At 44.4% G+C, this 19,083-nt stretch carries 13 protein-coding genes; 4 read left to right on the top strand and 9 right to left on the bottom strand.

The window, feature by feature from the left end; genetic code table 11:
• Positions 1–174 precede the first annotated feature (174 nt).
• The 3 genes from ADJ77_RS01250 to lysS all read right to left on the bottom strand — a co-directional run bounded on the left by ADJ77_RS01250 (position 175) and on the right by lysS (position 4,424).
• On the bottom strand, positions 175–1,530 hold the full coding sequence (locus tag ADJ77_RS01250; protein WP_050695947.1) for a glucose-6-phosphate isomerase: 1,356 nt from the start codon (positions 1,528–1,530) through the stop codon (positions 175–177).
• A gap of 7 nt (positions 1,531–1,537) precedes the next feature.
• A complete protein-coding gene (locus ADJ77_RS01255) occupies positions 1,538–2,533 on the bottom strand; it encodes an NAD(P)H-dependent glycerol-3-phosphate dehydrogenase (RefSeq protein ID WP_025077964.1) in 996 nt (331 codons plus the stop codon).
• A 154-nt stretch (positions 2,534–2,687) separates the two neighbouring features.
• Positions 2,688–4,424 (bottom strand): lysine--tRNA ligase, encoded by a 1,737-nt coding sequence (lysS, locus tag ADJ77_RS01260; protein ID WP_025077963.1) that lies wholly within the window; start codon positions 4,422–4,424, stop codon positions 2,688–2,690.
• Between the two features lie 439 nt (positions 4,425–4,863).
• Here lysS and ADJ77_RS01265 point away from each other — a divergent pair, with 439 nt between their 5' ends.
• The 3 genes from ADJ77_RS01265 to ADJ77_RS01275 all read left to right on the top strand — a co-directional run bounded on the left by ADJ77_RS01265 (position 4,864) and on the right by ADJ77_RS01275 (position 8,034).
• The gene (locus ADJ77_RS01265; RefSeq protein ID WP_025077962.1) at positions 4,864–5,718 is read left to right on the top strand and encodes an NgoPII family restriction endonuclease; all 855 of its coding nucleotides are present in this window, start codon (positions 4,864–4,866) and stop codon (positions 5,716–5,718) included.
• On the top strand, positions 5,715–6,725 hold the full coding sequence (locus ADJ77_RS01270; RefSeq protein WP_025077961.1) for a DNA cytosine methyltransferase: 1,011 nt from the start codon (positions 5,715–5,717) through the stop codon (positions 6,723–6,725). Before ADJ77_RS01265 ends, ADJ77_RS01270 begins: the two co-directional genes overlap by 4 nt.
• Positions 6,726–6,879: 154 nt before the next feature.
• Positions 6,880–8,034 carry a TlpA disulfide reductase family protein gene (locus ADJ77_RS01275; RefSeq protein WP_025077960.1) on the top strand — a complete coding sequence of 385 codons (1,155 nt, stop codon included), beginning with the start codon at positions 6,880–6,882 and terminating at the stop codon, positions 8,032–8,034.
• A gap of 1,303 nt (positions 8,035–9,337) precedes the next feature.
• Here ADJ77_RS01275 and ADJ77_RS01280 read toward each other — a convergent pair.
• Genes ADJ77_RS01280 through ADJ77_RS01290 form a run of 3 tightly spaced genes read right to left on the bottom strand, consistent with a single transcriptional unit; the run spans position 9,338 to position 12,401 of the window.
• Positions 9,338–10,429, bottom strand: coding sequence for a DNA/RNA non-specific endonuclease (locus ADJ77_RS01280; protein ID WP_025077959.1), 1,092 nt, complete (start codon positions 10,427–10,429; stop codon positions 9,338–9,340).
• 12 nt (positions 10,430–10,441) lie between these two features.
• On the bottom strand, positions 10,442–10,651 hold the full coding sequence (locus ADJ77_RS01285) for a hypothetical protein (RefSeq protein ID WP_234398068.1): 210 nt from the start codon (positions 10,649–10,651) through the stop codon (positions 10,442–10,444).
• 16 nt (positions 10,652–10,667) lie between these two features.
• Positions 10,668–12,401, bottom strand: coding sequence for a hypothetical protein (locus ADJ77_RS01290; RefSeq protein WP_050695948.1), 1,734 nt, complete (start codon positions 12,399–12,401; stop codon positions 10,668–10,670).
• Between the two features lie 36 nt (positions 12,402–12,437).
• On the opposite strand from ADJ77_RS01290, the gene ADJ77_RS14530 reads away from it, so the two are divergent.
• Positions 12,438–12,806, top strand: a complete 369-nt coding sequence (locus ADJ77_RS14530; RefSeq protein WP_025077957.1) for a hypothetical protein — start codon at positions 12,438–12,440, stop codon at positions 12,804–12,806.
• Between the two features lie 617 nt (positions 12,807–13,423).
• Here the strand turns inward: ADJ77_RS14530 and ispF are convergent.
• The 3 genes from ispF to porU all read right to left on the bottom strand — a co-directional run bounded on the left by ispF (position 13,424) and on the right by porU (position 19,046).
• Entirely contained in the window at positions 13,424–13,927 is a 504-nt protein-coding gene (ispF, locus tag ADJ77_RS01300) for a 2-C-methyl-D-erythritol 2,4-cyclodiphosphate synthase (protein WP_025077956.1), read from the bottom strand.
• A 186-nt stretch (positions 13,928–14,113) separates the two neighbouring features.
• Positions 14,114–15,280 carry a type IX secretion system outer membrane channel protein PorV gene (gene porV / locus ADJ77_RS01305; RefSeq protein WP_025077955.1) on the bottom strand — a complete coding sequence of 389 codons (1,167 nt, stop codon included), beginning with the start codon at positions 15,278–15,280 and terminating at the stop codon, positions 14,114–14,116.
• 193 nt (positions 15,281–15,473) lie between these two features.
• A complete protein-coding gene (gene porU / locus ADJ77_RS01310) occupies positions 15,474–19,046 on the bottom strand; it encodes a type IX secretion system sortase PorU (RefSeq protein WP_050696206.1) in 3,573 nt (1,190 codons plus the stop codon).
• Positions 19,047–19,083: the final 37 nt, after the last annotated feature.

Below are 19,083 nucleotides of genomic sequence, written 5' to 3' on the forward strand. Positions count from 1 at the left end.
AAGTCCCTCCAGCTATGTGAAGAACTTGAGGATACATTAAGAATGTTATAAAATAGTACTCCCCTTGAAAGCTACCCACACTCCCTTTAACTACATTCCGCTAAGTGCTCCTCCCCTTTCGGGGAGGTTGGGTGGAGCTTCCTTCCCCTCTTTCGGAGGGGTTGGGGGAGGTCCTTATTCTTTAGTCAGTCTTTCCTGAATTGCCTTGCTCTCTTCCTCGTAACCTGGCTTGTTGAGAAGAGCAAACATGTTCTTCTTGTAAGCCTCAACACCTGGCTGGTTGAAAGGATTTACTTCCTGGATAAGACCGCTGATACCACAAGCCTTCTCAAAGAAGTAGATAAGCTGACCAAGGTAATACTCGTTCAGTGTTGGAACGCTGACACGGATGTTAGGAACACCACCGTCAACATGTGCCAGACGTGTACCAAGCTCTGCCATCTTGTTCACCTCATCAACACGCTTACCAGCGAGGAAGTTCAAGCCGTCAAGATTTTCCTCATCGTGTGGGAAGAGCACCTTGGCATTAGGCTCCTCAACAGAGATAACAGTCTCGAAGATAGAACGCTCACCCTCCTGAATCCACTGACCCATTGAGTGCAGGTCGGTGGTGAAGTCGCAAGCAGCAGGGAAGATACCCTTGTGTTCCTTACCCTCGCTCTCGCCGTAGAGCTGCTTCCACCACTCTGCAAAGAAGTGGAGCTTTGGCTGGAAGTTAGCAACAATCTCGATCTTCTTGCCTGCCTGTGAGTAGAGACCTTGACGAACAGCAGCGTAACGTGCGGCAATGTTGCTTGCGAAAGGAACATCAACCGAAGTCTCCTTCTCCATTACCTGTGCACCCTCAACAAGTTTCTGTACGTCAAAACCTGCGACAGCGATTGGCAGCAGACCTACCGGAGTAAGTACTGAGAAACGACCACCTACGTTGTCAGGAATAATGAAAGTCTTGTAACCTTCCTTGGTTGCAGCAGCACGCGCAGCACCCTTATGCTCGTCAGTGATAGCAACGATAACATCCTTCGCAGCCTCCTTGCCGAGCTGGTCCTCACACTGCTTCTTCAAAAGACGGAATGCGAGTGCTGTCTCTGTTGTTGTACCTGACTTAGATATGTTGATAACACCGAACTTCTTGTCCTTCAGATAGTCTGTCAACTCAGCGAGGTAATCCTCGCCAATATTGTTACCTGCAAAGAGAATGGTCGGATTCTTCTTGTCATTTACAAGCCAAGCAAAGCTGTTACCTAATGCTTCGATGACAGCGCGGGCACCGAGGTAAGAGCCACCGATACCAGCAACGACAACCACTTCGCACTTCTCACGGAGTGTATTGGCTACCGCCTGAATCTCACCGAGGAATGCTGGAGTAATGCTTGATGGCAAATGCAACCATCCAAGGAAATCATTACCAGGACAAGTAGCTTTCTCCAAAGCGTCCTGAGCAGCAGCTACGTGAGGAGCATAAGCCTCTACTGCGCCCGGATTCAAGAACTGGGCGGCTTTCGTGATGTCTAACTTAATACTTTCCATATTCTGTTTATCTAAATGAATCTGTTAATAATTTTATTTCTATTTGTGGACTGATACGCTCATAAAGGATGTTGTAGACAGCATCAAGGATAGGCATATTGACGTGCAGACGACGGTTAATCTCCTTCATACACTTTGTTCCGAAATATCCCTCAGCAATCATTTCCATCTCAATCTGTGCCGACTTGACGCTGTAACCCTTACCAATCATCGTACCGAAGGTATGGTTGCGAGAGAACTTACTGTATCCCGTCACCAATTGGTCACCAAGATATACGCTGTCAATGATGGAACGCTGAATTGGATTTATCGTATTGAGAAACCTGTCCATTTCCTGCATTGCATTCGACATCAGCACTGCCTGGAAGTTATCACCATATTTCAAACCAGAACAAATACCAGCCGATATGGCATAGACATTCTTCAGAACAGAAGCATACTCAATTCCAAGAACATCGGGCGAGGTCTTGGTCTTGACATAGTTTGATACCAATACCTCCGTAAAGGCACGTGCCTTCTCAAGGTCGGAACAGCCTACAGTAAGATAGGTGAGGCGTTCCATCGCTACTTCCTCCGCATGGGACGGTCCACCAATAACTGCAAGATTGTCGTAAGGAACACCGTATGCCTCATGAAAATACTCTGAACAGACGAGGTTCTCATCAGGAACAATACCCTTGATAGCCGTTACTATCAGCTTTGTACTGAGCTTTGTCTTCAGTTTCTTCAGCAAGGCTTTCAGATAAGGAGAAGGAGTTACAAACACCAAAGTATCATACTCCTGTACAATCTTGTTGATATCCGAAGAGAGTACCACCTCATTCATATTAAACCTCACACTTGTAAGGTAAGAAGGATTGTGTCCTCTGCGCTTGAACTCCTCTATCTTTTCGTCACGTCGGAAGTACCAACCGATATGGTGCGTATGCTCCACAACAATCTTAGCGATAGCCGTTGCCCAGCTACCGCTTCCAATGATTGCTATTTTACCAACGTCGAACATAGGCGTTAAGAATAAGAGTAAAAAGGTGAAGAGATGAAACTGTAAAAGGTATGAGCATCGTATTATAACCTAATATTATTTGTTATAATAGTACTTCTCCTTTAACTATTCGTCCTGCTTTCTACCCTTTTTACTTTTTTATCCTTTTACTTTTTTACTTTTCCTTAGCTCCGTCAATCCACTGCTGAATATCGTCGACAGAGGGCTTCTCATAACCGAGCTTGTACTTCTTGTTGATTTCTCCGAGCTTCTGCTGCAAGCCTTGAGCCTTCTCGTCTCTGATATCAGAGATGAGGTTGAAGCCTGCCTTGCGCAGAACATATACCCAGTCTTCAGCAACACCAAGCTCAGCCCATTCCTTGACAGAAGACTGCGGAATCTTTGGCTCTGGCTTCATCTGTGGGAAGAGCAATACTTCCTGGATGTATTCCTTGCCAGTCATCAGCATTACCAGACGGTCAATACCGATACCGATACCAGAAGTTGGAGGCATACCATACTGCAAAGAGCGGAGGAAGTCCTGATCGATTATCATCGCCTCATCGTCACCCTTGTCTGCCAAGTGCATCTGATCGAGGAAACGCTCCTCCTGATCAATCGGGTCATTCAGCTCTGAATAGGCATTTGCAAGTTCCTTACCGTTCACCATCAACTCAAAACGCTCTGTCAGTCCTGGCTTAGAACGGTGCATCTTTGTCAGCGGTGACATCTCAACAGGATAGTCAGTAATGAAGGTTGGCTGAACGTATGTTCCCTCACAGAATTCACCGAAGATTTCATCAATGAGCTTACCCTTACCGAAACTTTCGTCAATCTCTTCCAACTTCAGCTCGTTGACGGCGATATGGCGGATTTCCTCCTCTGTCTTTCCATTGAGATCGAAGCCTGTCTTCTCCTTGATAGCATCGAGGATAGGCAGACGACGGAATGGAGCCTTGAAGCTGATAACCTTGTCACCAACCTGTACTTCCGGCTTGCCATTTACCTCTGTACATATCTTCTCAAGCAGACGCTCTGTGAAAGACATCATCCAGTTGTAGTCCTTGTACTGTACATAAAGTTCCATACAAGTAAACTCTGGATTATGGAAACGGTCCATACCCTCGTTACGGAAGTTCTTGCCGATTTCATATACACCCTCGAAACCACCAACGATCAGACGCTTCAGATAAAGTTCTGTTGCGATACGCATATACATATCGACGTTGAGGGCATTGAAATGGGTAATAAATGGACGTGCGCTCGCACCACCTGCAATACTCTGTAAGGTGGGAGTTTCAACCTCAGTATAACCAGCCTCATCGAAGAACTGGCGCATCGTACGCAATACGGTTGCACGCTTCAAGAAAGTATCTTTCACACCTTCGTTCACAACGAGGTCAACATAACGCTGACGGTAACGCTGCTCCGGGTCCTCAAACTTGTCGTATGCCTCGCCGTCCTTGTACTTAACAACTGGCAGTGGCTTCAAGCTCTTTGCCAGGAGGGTAATCTCTTTGGCATGCACAGATATTTCTCCCATCTGTGTCTTGAACACTTCACCCTTCACTCCGATGAAGTCACCAATATCCAGCAACTTCTTGAACACCTTGTTATATAATTCTTTATCCTCACCCGGACAGATGTCGTCACGAGTGATATAAACCTGGATTCTGCCCTTGCTATCCTGTAATTCTGCGAAGGAAGCCTTGCCCATGACACGGCGTCCCATCATACGACCAGCGATTACAACCTCACGCTGTTCGTCCTCCTTGAACTGCTCTTTGATATCAGTAGAGTAAGCATTCGTTGGAAACTCTGCTGCTGGATAGGGGTCAATCCCCATCTCACGCAATTCCTGCAGGCTTTGGCGGCGACCAATCTCCTGCTCAGATAATTCTAAAACGTTCATATTTATATTTAAATCGAATATATTCTTATAGGTTGCAAATTTAATAAATTATTCGCAAACTATAGCTGGTTTTTTGTTTTTTATGGCTTTGTTACTCACCATATAATTGCAGTATGAGGATAATAAAGCCGTGACTGTGGGGGGCATACCTTGCTTTGACATTGTTTGAGACTATGTTCTGGTAACGATTTCCAGTGAGTTTGTCGAATTCTTTTCATGAAAACAATTCCATGAAGGTCATTTTGTTTTTATTTGAAGATTCAAAAAACATACATAATGAGTCCCATATAGAGATTTTTTAGTACCTTTGCTAATCGGTTATCATGGTAGTCATTTGCTCTATTGTTTTTAGATGTAGACGAAAGTGGGGGTATTTAATGACATGTAGTGATTAAAATAGTTTTCAATGTACAGTGTTTAACTAATTGTTTAATGACTTATGGGAAATATTCTAACAGCTATAACAGCGATTGTGGGCAACTCCTTGGACCTCTCTGGAAATACTCCTGGGCAAATACAGAATAGGGTAAATCAGATGGGGGCAGCTCTTGAAGATTATGTGAAGAATGCCTTTGCCGATTGTATTGGGAAAGACCAAAGAACAATTAATTCTCAACGTAACTCTACATTCTCGTATTTAGGCAATAATACAAATCCTCCTGATGCGATGTTAAAGGATAGCGATGCTATAGAAATAAAGAAGGTAGAGTCTGTTAAAAACACCTTACAGCTTAATAGCAGCTATCCTAAAAATAAATTAAGTTCAGGTAATCCGAAAATTTCAGTAGAGTGTAAGAATTGCGAAGAATGGAATATAAAAGACATGATTTACGTTGTAGGACATGTTCGAAAATCCATTTTACATAATATATTCTTTGTATATGGAGATGTTTATTGCGATGCCCACAATGTTTATGAAAAGGTAGAGAATACTATAAAAGAGTGTGTTCAGACGTTGGAAGGTGTAGAGTTGTCTGAAACGAAAGAGCTTGGAAGGGTAAACAAGGTTGATCATCTTGGCATTTCAAGTCTCAGGGTAAGGGGTATGTGGGTTATAGCTTCACCTTTCAAGCAGTTTGAGTATTTGTATGAAGATGAGGATAAGGAGGAAAAAACTTCTTTCAGATTAATAGCTGTCATTCCCGAGACTAAGTATAACAGCTTTGGGAATAAGTCGGATTTTGAAACTTTCTGCATGAGTCATGGCGTTGTTGTCAACGATGAAGATGTGCCTAATCCTCAGAATCCAGCGGAAATGATTAAGTGTAAAGTAATAATATATAAGGTACAGTGAATTTAATAAGTTTGTTTTCTGGTGCCGGTGGTCTTGATAAGGGCTTTCACAATGCTGGTTTTAGGACTGTGGTTGCTAATGAGTTTGACCCGAAGATATGTCCAACTTTTAAGGCAAACTTCCCTGATACAAAGTTAATTGAGGGAGATATAAGGAATGTAAAGGACGGTGAGTTTCCTAAGCATGTTGCAGGAATCATCGGTGGTCCTCCCTGTCAGTCATGGAGTGAAGCTGGCAGTTTGAAAGGTATTGACGATGCACGTGGTCAGCTGTTTTATGAGTATATACGTATTTTGGAGGCTGTTCAACCCTTGTTCTTCGTTGCGGAAAATGTATCTGGTATACTTGCAAAGCGTCATTCGGAGGCGGTCAATGGCTTCATGAAACTTTTTGACAAGGCTGGTTACGATGTGAACTTGAAGATGATAAACGCCAATGATTTCGATGTTCCTGAGGATCGTGACCGTGTTTTCTTTATCGGTTTCCGTAAGGACTTGAATATCCATGATTATGAATATCCAATTCCATGTAAGCATAAACCAACGCTTCGTGAGTGTATTTGGGATCTCAAGGATAATGCGATTCCTGCACTTGAGAAGAATAAAACCAATGGCGACAAATGTGCCGTACCTAATCATGAATACTTTACTGGGGCTTATTCTCCGATATTTTTATCCCGGAACAGAGTCAGAAGTTGGGATGAACCTGGGTTTACTGTTCAGGCAAGCGGTCGTCAGTGCCAGTTACATCCCCAGGCTCCAAAGATGATAAAGGTTGAAAAGAATAAGCAGATATTTGTGCCTGGCAAAGAAGAACTGTATAGACGCATGTCGGTTCGTGAAGTTGCAAGGGTGCAGACGTTCCCGGATGACCACATTTTCTTATATACTGATGTCAATATGGGATATAAGATGATTGGTAATGCTGTTCCTGTAAACTTGGCTTACCATGTCGCAATGAGTATCAGATATATACTTGACAAGCATGGTATAGCTTATGGTGATTAGGAGGACTGTATGGACATTGCGCCATTTTGGTGCTACAATGATTATTTGTTGTATGTTAGTTTGACAATATTTGCACGTATTTGCTTTGCAGTTTTATCAATTTACGTTACCTTTGCACGAAACATAAATTTTAGAACGTAATATCTATTAAGTAATGAAGCATAAAACCGGAAGAATATTGGCGGCAGGATTTGCTGTTGTGGGGCTAGCTGCACTGGCAAGCTGTTCGGGTGAGCAGTTCCATGTGACAGGTTCTATTGCAAATGCCAAGGACTCGGTGCTCTATTTTGAGCATAACGGACTGGATGGGTTCTCGACTGTTGATTCGGTGAAACTCGATGAAAAAGGTACTTTCTCGTTCTCGGGTGACAGGATTGATAACCCTGAGTTCTATCGTCTGCGTATTGCCGGACAGATTATCAACATCGGTATTGACTCGACTGAGACGGTCGATGTGAAGGCTACCTACCCGCAGATGGCAACTGATTATACGGTGAACGGCTCCTATGAAAACGAGAAGATCAAGGAACTGGCACTGAAGCAGATTAACCTGCAGGCACGTTGCCAGTCAATCCTTGCGGAGCGTCCTGACCTTGCTGACTCCATAATCAATGTGTTGATGAGCGACTATAAGCAGGATGTGTCACGCAACTATATTTTCAAAGAGCCGATGCGTGCGTACAGTTACTTTGCTTTGTTCCAGTACATTGTTATCGGTAATCAGGCACATTTGATATTTGATCCGACCAAAGACCTGTCTGACAATAAGGTGTTCGGTGCTGTTGCTACAAGCTGGGATACTTATTATCCCGGTTCGGAACGTACACAGAACCTGCATAACATCACCATCAAGGGAATGAAGGACGAACGTATCGTGAAGGCACAGAACAAACCTGTGGAACTGGAGGCAAAGGAGATGGGGGTTGTTGACCTTCCGTTGCGTGACAACCGTGGTGCAGAACGTCATCTGACCGACTTCAAGGGAAAGGTTGTCCTGCTCAACTTCCACGTCTTTGCAGTCAAGGGCTCTACAGAGTATATCATGCAGATGCGTGACCTTTACAATAAGTATCACGACCGCGGACTGGAAATCTATATGGTTTCATTGGATGATAATGCCCACTTCTGGAAAGAACAGGTGGCTAATCTGCCTTGGGTCAATGTCTATGATGATACGGGGATCAGTCAGGCTTATACTGCTCCGGCACAGGCTTTACCTATCATTTACCTCATCGACCGTGGCAACAACATCGTGAAGAATCCTTCACAAATCAAGAATCTTGAGGAGGAAATAGAGAAACTGCTGTAGAAGTTGTGGCTTGTAAATACTTGTCTTTTAAGTTTACACGTAAAGAACAAGCACAGTATCTTATAGGAAAGGAAATAGGGATGTAGCACACATCCCTATTTCCTTTTATAGGTTCTTCCGTTAAATGCGTGGATGCTTTTCGTATAGGATTAACGGAAGAACCGAAGCTGTTTATTAAGCAAAAACATAGCCAAGACCGTCTTGGCTGTCTATTCCGTCATCATCCTCCGCAACAAAAACCTTTTCATTTTAATACGTTGAAAACATAGATAGGGTTTTGAAAAATCATGACATAATTTCGAGTAAAACACCTACAGATAAAGGCAAAAACACGTGTAAGAAGCAAGTTTGCAACCAACAGTAAATCAGTTAGTTATAAAGCAGTGCAAGAAAAGGTGCTTAGTTGGACTTCAAAAGGGCGTTAGTAAGACCTCAAAAGGGCATCTATTGCAAGTCAATTGGGCGTCTTTTCAAAGCCAAGAGACCATGTGTTATCTTTGATTTACATGAAAATAGTTTACAAGTGCCGATGATATGGGGACAAGTTGTTTGTAGAAGACGAAAAGACATGCTAATGGAAAGACATACTATCTATTTGCCTTTTCTGCCTTTTATCTTGTAGTTTATCCCCCCTTGTAAGACCATCTGATTTTGGATAGTCATACCATGCAGGTGGATAAGCCTTTATTCTATTTCCAATCTATGCGTTTATAGGAAGAGTCCTTTTGCAGGTAATCCGATAAAACAGTCCCATATAGGTTAGGCATTAGGGGCTTACAATACCTTATTATAATGACAATAATACTCCTCTCTTCCCATTTTCTGCCAATGTGCTGTTGGCAAGCACCAATGGTGCTGTTGGCAAACACGTAGGGTGCTGTTGGCAAACACCAATGGTGTTGAATACTGAACACCTTACAATATGTTGTCGAGATAGAAGCAGTTGGTTGTTAGAAAAGGATTATACTACCATAAGCAAACTATTTGATAGGGGGACTTACTTTTCCAACGGCAATATGATATGATCAGTTTAAAAGAGAATCCGCATAAAGGAGAGTATGCTATTTGAATTTTATCGGACAGCAATAGCTTTCTTTATGATTGAACGAATGTTGGCTGGAAAAGGTTACGGATGAGTTATCAATACGAAAGATGATGGCTCACCCGGTTTTTCTTGTCGTTCTAAATTATGATGCACCCAAAGTAATATACCGTTCTTGGAGGGTAAAATGATGGTCTTGGATTGATTGTATGGACGCACAGATTGTGCGCCCATACATTTATGTTTGATAAGCCTTCAGTGTTAATACTGCCAGAAAGCGTGGTCTACGGTTTCTTCTACGGCTTGCTCTATGTCATCGTCAAGGTTACAGAAGAAGTCAATACCTGTACGGTTCTGTAGTTCCTTGATGGTGATATATTCTGGTTGGCTTCCATTGTAGTGAGGAGACCAGATGCCGAGGGCACGATAGGTGTTCGTGTTTTTGTCGTAGGCAAGCAGTGCCATATAGAAGAATTTAGGTATGACACAGGGGAAATGAAGTGACTTGCTCTTTCCCTCTTTCTGTGCCATTTCTTTTAGATCAGCTTGATTGCATATATACTCATCTTTATCAATGGTTGCAGCCTTCACAACATAGAGTGTATCGCATTTGTCACTCCATACACGCACCTTACTTTCAAGTTTTCCCCATATACCTCCATTGTGTCCTTGTATTTGTGGTTGCATATTACTTAGGTAGAATGTTTGCTCATTCTGTTTTGTGGAGTAGACTCTGTCACCTGATGGGCAGAGATGTCCACGGGCGAATCCAGAACCTTTGTAATCTTTAAGGGTGGGTTGTACATCTGACGGGATGTCTGGATCCTGTTGGAAAGCATCTTTTCTGTTTACTTTTTTCTCTGTTATTGGACTGTACATCTGGTAGCAGCTCCAGCGGTTAGCTTTTAGCGTACCGTCCCACTCTACAGAGTAGTTAACCAATTTCCCCAGTGTTCCCTCTGTGGTATAATGGGTAATCTCGTAGGTTTTATTTGTTCCTTGATAGAACCGTGGGAACTCCAGACGCCATCCCTCAGGGTTCTTGCGTAAGTCATTATCCGTGTTGCGGTTGGCGTTCTTACCTGATGGATTGGGAGTTGGAGTAGGGGTGGTTTCCTCTGTAATTGTGTAAGCAATCTGCGAGAAGAGGTAGTCCTCCGATTCCTTTTTCCCTTTAAGATAAACCTTGATACCCACACCCTCAATGACTCGGGTACTATCAATGGTTTCACCTACGACGTAGGTATGAACATCACCAAGTTTAGTAGTAATGGTAATTGTCTGTTTCTTGTTTTGTGCCGTCGCTACTATACTAAGGAGCAACAACAGTGAAGTGAGAATGTTCTTTTTCATTTTTAAGTATATTTAGTTTTGGTAGTTATAATCGTCTGTGCTCCAAGGGTTCTCCTTTGCACATCCGCCTTCCCAAGCATTACCAGATCCGTGATCATTTCCAGTGTTCACATTTGATCCGTTTTCATTTACATCCTTGTTACTTCCAGTGAGCATGATGGAATTAGCTGTATCAGCGAGAATGTTAGCAATAGCAGGAGTTATATAGATTTTCTTTTTCATAATTATGTGTTTCTGTTTAGTTGATGATAAGTTTTTTCCCATTCACGATATAGATGCCCTTTGGCAGGTTCTCAAGGCTGTTGCCAATGTACTGCCCATTGAGGTTATACACCTTGAACTGGTTAGGAGTAGTATGTACTTCTGGGATGGTGATACCTGTGGTTTCGCCGAAGAAGGCGATTTTGGCTTCAGTTGTGGTAGGTATGCGGTAATAGGCACGTAGTCCCTTCAGGAGGTTAGCCTTGTTGTCTGCGCTTGCAGGATAATAAAGATTGCCGTTTTTGGCAAGATAACGTTCGGTCTTGTTGAGGGCGAGTTGGGTTGGTCCGTATGTAGCTATGAAGCAGAATCGACCATCGTCTGATTTCACAGTCTTCGCTTCTGTAGCTTTGAGTGTTACTCCCTCAAAGGTAGGGTCTTTTATATCCCATTTCACGATATAGGGTACACCTGCCTCTATATGGGTCTGTCCATTCTCAAAAATCATACTGCAGCCTTCCACTTTTCCTGTAAACTTGGCAATCTGCGCATCTTCCACATCTTCACTTTCTATGTCGAATGGAACAGCAAAAGTGTTCCAATATGCAGCGGAGAGGGTACGCTTCAAACGAACAGCTGCATCTGCAATGTCTTGTTGAGGTGATACGAATGCTTTTTCCTCATCAACAACGAAGACGATAGGTCGCAGGCTGTTCTGATAGATAGGATTGATTTCATGCTTCACTCCATTAGGTACGGCAATACCTGCAAGGTCAACAATAGCCCCCTTATATGGCTCTGTGTACTTATCTTTATTGGCAGTGCTGTTAAAACGATTGCGTATGATAATACCCTCTTGTGTAGCGAGTTCTTCGTTGATAAGACTCTGATTCTTCAGGAGAACCCAATCCGCAATATTGTTGGAATACTCGGTGGCTTCAATCTCTTTTGGTTGTACCTCTTTCTCTGTTATAGGAGCAGCAATGATAAGATATGCTGTATTGGTCTTGTCACTGATTGCCTTAAAGCGTGGAATGCCATTCTCCAAGACATATTCACCTGTAATCTGTCCTGCCAAATGCTGATTGCAGGCAAAGGGTACATTGGGGTTGATGCCGTAGAAGCACACCGCACCGGTGTTATCACGTATATATATCTCCTGCGTGTTGCCAGTGCCGTAAACATGCAGTACACGAGCCATACTGCCATTATTGCCATCGGTAAGGCTGAGTGTAGCATAGCTTCCGCTTTCTAAGGCTTTGAGTTCCTGGATGCTATTTACCTTGACAATAGGTTTTGCTGGTTTCGCACTTGAATAGGTGATTTTGATTGTTTGGATATTGTTTGTTTCTTTTGCGGTAAAGGTTACAGTGTTAGTGGGTGTACCGTTGTCAGTCCATTCAAGCCGATTAAGTGCTCCTATAGTACATTTACATTTCAATGTTCCATTAAAAACAACGTTTGTAACCTGTTGCCCGGTCGGTACGGTGAAGGTAATGCTACCACCTTTTTTATAGAAACGCAGTTCAGTTGTGCCCTTAGAGTTCCATATACGAGTAGTGGCAGTGCCATTTGTGTATGTCATGGTGACATCTCCGATGGTATAGGCTTTGTCTTTTAAGTTCGTACCCTTACCATTATCAGGCTTTTCAATTCCTAAAGCACTGATTCCTTGGTCAGTACTAAAATCAAAAGTAACAGTGTCAGCAAGTACTCGCAATGGCGAGACTAATACAAACGTTAGTACTAAAATGTGTAAAAAATGTTTCATTTATTTTATAAAAAGTTTATTGATCTTTGTTATCGTATGCAAGCTAAGTCCTATGTTGTTAGGTTTTTATGTTCACACTGCAAAGTTAATATTTTTTTTAACAAATACAGGCTAAATAAAGAAGAATGTTTCACTTTGCAATGGATTTATGGTTCATCCGTTAAATGCGTGGACACTTTTCGTATAGATTTAACGGAAAAAATGAAGTTGTTTATTAAATTAAAACATAGCCAAAACAGTCAACTACCTACTTTTATTATCATCCTCCGACACAGAAAACCTTTTCATGTTAATACGTTGAAAAGCGCAGACAACGGATTGAAAAATCATGACATTATTTCGGGTAAAACATCTACAGATAAAGGCAAAAATACGTGTAAAAAGCAAGTTCGCAACCAGCAGTAAATCAATTGGTTATGGAGTCGTGCAAGAAAAGGTGCTTAATTGGACTTCAAAAGGGCGTCAGTTAGACCTCAAAAGGGCATCTATTGCAAGCCAATTGGGCGTCTTTTCAAAGCCAAAAGACCATGTATTAGCTTTGAGCTGTATGAAAATAGTTTACAAATATCGGGTAGTATGGGAATAAGTTGTTTGCAGATGACGGAAAGACATCGTATTTGTTTGCCTTTTCTACATTTTACCTTGCCTCTCTCATGTCCTCTTTTCTAACAACAATCGGGCATAACCTTGCCAGCAACATATTGCAGGGTATTAAGTTTTCAACCCCATTGATGTTTACTGACAAGCACCACATGTAATGGACAACAGCACACTGGTTAAGAATGGGAAGAGATGTTCATTATTGTCATTATAATGAATGTATGACACCATGACTGGCTTTATGGGCTGTGTTTACCAGACAGTACTAAGACTTAATTAAACGACAATAGGGACACGTAAGGTGTCCCTATTGTCGTTTAACAACCGAATGTCGTGGTAGAACGTTTGTGTATAAGCACTGACGGTAATTAATGCACTCTATGATGATTATAGTGTTTTATAAAGCAGTTTAGCCTATAAACTTATGCCTTTACGATGAGGCAGACGGCATAAGCAGCCATACCGTCCTCACGACCGACGAAGCCCATTCGCTCAGAAGTGGTAGCCTTGATGGACACGGCATCCACGTCACAGCCGATAATCTCAGCCAGACATTCGCACATGGCAGGGATATGTGGGTTAATCTTCGGGCGTTCCGCACATACAGTAGCATCGATATTGCCCACACGATAACCCTTTGTTGCCAGGAGGTCTATGGTCTTGCGGAGGATGACTTTTGAGTCCATATCCAGCGTGTCAGCGGAGGTGTCAGGGAAATGATAGCCTATGTCGCGCATGTTGGCTGCACCGAGCAGCGCATCACAAATGGCGTGGATGAGAACGTCGGCATCACTGTGTCCGAGGAGTCCGAGGGTATGCTCAATCTTTATGCCACCGAGATAAAGGTCGCGTCCTTCTACGAGTTTGTGTACGTCGTATCCCATTCCGACGCGGAAAGATGGGATGGGTTGAGCAGAAGTTGTCATGTTTTATATAAGGGGAGTCTCCTCGTTTCCCTCCAAAGGAGGAGATGTCTGAAATACAAGCAGGAGACCCTCTGTTATTTAATGTTTAAATAATTAGTAAAAGGGATAAGATGCGATAGCCAAGCTATATCTTAACAAATTCCCGTTAGGCTTTCCCCCTCCCTTTGGAGGGGGGCGGGGGAGGCTTTACCTTCTCTTAAACAAATCCTTGATACCGTCCATGTCAAACGAGAGAGAGAAACGGAGGGTCTGGTCAAGTGGGTTGTTCTTGGCTGTTGCAATGACGTAGCCGGCATCCAATGCAAAGACATTCATCTTGAAGCCTGCACCTACTGTGAAATACTTGCGGTTACCTTTGTTCTCGCTTTCATGATGGTAGCCGGCACGGAGTGAGAACTTGTCATTATAGGTATATTCGGCACCTAAGCTCCACTGTATTTCCTGCAACTCCTCGGAGGCACCGTTAGGTGCATCACCGAAGCTCTTGAAGATACCAGAGATAGATGATACATCATAATACTCTTTCTGAAGACGGTTGTCATAATCAACCTGTGACTCATCAGCCTTGCGCTTCGGATAGGTTGGAACGAGCAGCTTGTTGGCATCGGCAGCAATGGTAAAACGGTTGAATTCGTCGATAGGAATCATCAGCGAAGCACCTAAGCGGAGATTGGTCGGGATGAATTCAGAGCGGTTGTCACCACCGAAGGTAATCTTTGAACCGATGTTTGAGATGTTCATACCTAAGCCCAGCTGGCACTCACGCTCACCGATGTTGATATAGTTCTGGTAGTAGCAGGACAGGTCGGCTGCAAAGGCAGAGCCCGGTGCAGTATCATCCGTATAGTTATAAGTAAGGTCGGAGTATATCCAGCGTACTGCAGCACCCAGTGAGAAGTGCTCGCTCAGCATCAAGGAATAAGCCACATCCAATGACATTTCATAAGGATTGATGGTCATGTTGGAGCCGTCAGTCATCTGTACTTCACCCAAAGAGAAGTAACGCATGGATGCAGAGACTGCACTGTAGTCACCGATACGGTAGTAACCAGCAAGGTAAGCCAGGTCAATGTCACTCACCAACTGCCGCAGCCAAGGGGTATAGTTCAGTGAAACACCTGCACGGGAGATGTTGAACGGATACTTGGCAGGATTCCAATACTGTGAGTTTACGTCCGGGTCAGTGGCTGCACCAACATCACCCATACCTGCAGAACGTGCGTCAGGAGCGATGGACTGTGAGGTAACTGACGTATTGACAGGGTTGAATATGTCTTTCTTCTCCTGCGCAAAAGCGGCAGATGAAGCAAGTACCGTCAGTGAGAGGATGGCTATACGAAGCTGTTTAATCATTCTTTTTTAATTGGGTTGCTTGTTTAATGTTGCTATATGAAAATCCATGAGACTGAATCAAGAGCAGTAAGGCACGGCCTGACTGTCTGCCAGTAATGCTGGTTGTGAGGTGCAAAAGTGGTGTATGTCGCTACAACTTACAAACTATTTGCCCGTTTGATACCGTCTCATGGATTGAAACGTTATTCTTGTGTTATTTATTGTCTAAGATAATCAGTTTCTTAGCTTTCGACACCTTTGTCGCACCATTGCTGCTGAGACGGACACGATAGAGGTAAACGCCAGTCTGGAGTCGTGCTCCATTCTCAACGATAAGGTCCCAGTTGGCAGTGATGGCATTGCCCGATGCAACTCCCGAATCGCTGTGACGCCACAGCAAGTGTCCACTCATGTCAAACACTTCAATGTCTATATCCACGGCTGAACCAATGTAGTTGTGGGTAACAATGAATGTGGTTTCGGTCCTGGCAGGGTTCTTTGAGGCATTGATACTATAGATTTCCGGTGCCAGTCCCTTGACAACCTTGAAGTGGAGCGTAACGGTTGAGGGGTTGTTCTGTATGTCCCATGCACGGAACTGGAGGGTGTGCGGACCTTCAGAGAGTTCAGGCAGGCTGTAGCCTGTTGTGCCTGAGGTATAGCTGCCGAAGTCATAACGGAAGTTATCGTTGAGAATATAGGTCTGTGTCAGCTTTCCGTCTATGGTCAGCTGCATGTCATGACCGATTCCATTGCCTGAAGCGTTGATGCCGTCCTTGTCGGTTATCTGTGCGAAGAAGTAAGGGGTACTATTGACTTCACCGCCATCGACAAACGATGGAGAGTTGAGATAAGCATATATGGATGGACCGATAGAGTCGTTATATATGGCTTCTGACCCATCAATACAGAAGCCCTCTTCATGTCCTTGTGCCATGAGAGTATGGCTGTCATTGATGGCAGACAGGTTCATCAGCCCCGTTCCTGAAGCATAGTTGATGTCGCGTGGCACGGCAAAGGTGAATGTGAATTCACCGTTGCGGATGCTGTCTGTGCCGTTGTAGAGCACCTTCTGACGGTCGTAATACTGAAAGGCTTTCTTTGATGTCTCTTCCTGTTTCTTGCAGGTGATGAGTTCCTTGGTATCACGTACAGTAGCATTGAGCAGTCCCTTGAAGTCAGTTTGCTTGCTGCCGTTCTTTGTTATGTGTCCTTTGACAGTGACGACTGAGCCACCTTTGAGCAGGACAGAGCCCGTTGTGCTTGGTGCTTGTCCGTTAATTGTCTCTACTTTGATTTCAAGTGTAGGGAGATTCAGCGAGAGTGCAGGGTCGCCTAATAGGGCATATTGCAGCTTGTTGGGGGTAAGGTCACTGTTAGAGTTAATCAACTCACACTTCGCCAGACGCTGTGCTTCGCCGAGTGTGGTCGGCTTACCGTCAGTGAAACTCAGTACATGCTTGAGGAAGGCGGTGTTGATAGCCTTGTTATAGTAGGCATAAACAGTGCGTGTAGTGCCCCAGAAAGCGACGGAGCCGCCCTTTTTGTTCAGCATTGCTGCCTCGCCGATGGTAGGGATTGTGCCGTCATAAGGCATGATGTCGCAGCTGGCGGTAATCCATAGAGGTAGGTTCGCATTGGTGAAATTGGCAAAGTCGGTCAGTCGGAGTACTGCTTCATGGGATATCTGGTCTTCCTTTCCGTGACCAGCATAATCCATGATAAGTGCGCCCTGTGCCTGTTGTTGTTTGATGATGGTACTTGCCTCTGGATAGCTATGACCTGTTGCGGACGAAATACGGGTGTAGGCATCCCACATCACCTTCTTCACCTGATAGTCGGGATAGGTTGCCATGATGGTTTCTGCTGTCTCATTGACATCATTCATGTGGAGATTATTGTTGCCGTCATCGCCCATGAACATGATGACATTCTCCCAACTTCCGCCATTCTTGTTCTCGGCATAGCTGATGGTTTTGTCGACCATAGTCTTTGCATCGGATATTTCTGTAACCGGGAAGCGTCCCACCCCGAGGTCTTCCTTGTCACGTCTCAGCAGGTCGCCTCCTTCACCATCATCCATCAAGGTAAACCAACCGTCGTTGACATAGCAGTCGGTCTCGCTGAATGAGTTTTCACTTTCGTATGCAAGGAGATAGTCGTCGGGGTTGAGATTGCGGCAGGCACTGCTCAGCATGCGGTTATCCCATACGCAATCACCGAAAAGCAAGAGCGACTGTGGGAGGTTGGTGCTGGTAGCACGGTCGTAAAGCATCTTCATGTAACGGCGGTAGGCCATGGCATCAGGAGTTCCACTGGAGAACTCGTTGTAGATTTCGTCCGCTGGAACGATTCGTACCGAGATGTTGTCATGCCTGCGGTGGAAGTCAGCCAGGCGTTCTGCCTGCTTCAACAACTTCTGACTTGTAGGGATGATGATGACCATATTGACGGGTTCGTCAGCATGAAGGTCCTGATTTGTTATGTTGTAGACATATTCTGGTGCGGGAAAAGCTGCCTTCAGTGAAGGTGCCAGTGCTGGTGTGGGATAGGTCATGACGAGATAGTCAAGGCGTGCCGGACCGCCCTCTGTGGTTGTCAGCTTGATGCTGTCGACAGCATGGAGCGTGTTGAGCGTATAGCTTCTTACTTCTTCATAGCCCTTGTCGAAGGAGTCATGAGGTGTGACTCTTATCTCGCCAAGATTCTGTCCATTGGCTTCAACCTTCACGGTTGATGTATAGGTACCTGTTGTTATGGCTACGGTAAGCCTTCCACTTGTAGCCCGTGCTTTGTTGGCAAGGGTGAAGACTTTGCCTTCATTCAGTTTCAACGGTGTTTCTTCAAAGAGATTTCGTCCTCCATGATACCAGCTGAAGTTGTCCACCTCGTGCAGACTGTGATAGTCATCAGCTGACGGATAGAAGCTGTTGAGGAAGGTGGTGCTGTCTGTAATGGCTGCAGGAGCGCTGCTGTTATCCTCTGTCAGGAAATAATAACCATAGTTGGAATAAGGATTGCGGATTCTCTTTACTGATGTATTGCTTTCCCAGCTGACAGGACCACGGGCGTAGAAGAGACGTCTGCCGTTGCTGTTGTAGGTTGGAACTTCCTTCAGGTCATCATGTCTTTTGATGTAGTCAGCTGTAAGGACTTCCTTCTGCAGGTTCCCTCCATAGCCATAGATTTTCACCTTATCTATGTTTGAAAAGCCTGCACGACGGATGAGTTCATTGGTCAGCTGGTAGACACCATTGGACGGAACACGTATCTTTGCCCATTTCCCACTGGTAAGAACAGAGTGCTGGGCATAGCGACTGGCGGCAGAAGATGCCGATACATTGCCTGCACGGGTAGCAAGGGCTTTTGCTTTTCTTGCCGATGATTTCTTGGGACGGGAGGTGAGTGCTATCATGAAGCTGACGAGGAACTGCTTCTTTCCGTTGCGCTGAACGATGGGCATGAGCGAAATCTCTAATACGCCACGCTTGCGTTCCACCGTCATTTGCTGGTGTGTTTCCGGCCATGAAGGTGGGGCAATATTGGTCAGGGCATTGTATCGTTCTACGTCTGCCTTGCTCATGTCAATGAACTCCGGGTAGCGTATTTCCAGCTCGTAGGTGGAATCAGCATACTGTTCACCAACGGGGATGGCATAGTGGAAGTGTGGCAATATCGAGTCTATTGTCACGTCTTCAACTGTCAGATTGAAGAATCTTTGCTGTTGGGCTGATAGTTTTATACACCCCAGCAGAAGTATGAAGCAGAGTATTGCTGAACGTTTCATTGTCAGCTTGTTTGTTCCTTTCGTCATATTATTCACG

This window comes from Prevotella fusca JCM 17724 (assembly GCF_001262015.1).
GTDB classification, from domain to species: Bacteria; Bacteroidota; Bacteroidia; order Bacteroidales; family Bacteroidaceae; genus Prevotella; species Prevotella fusca.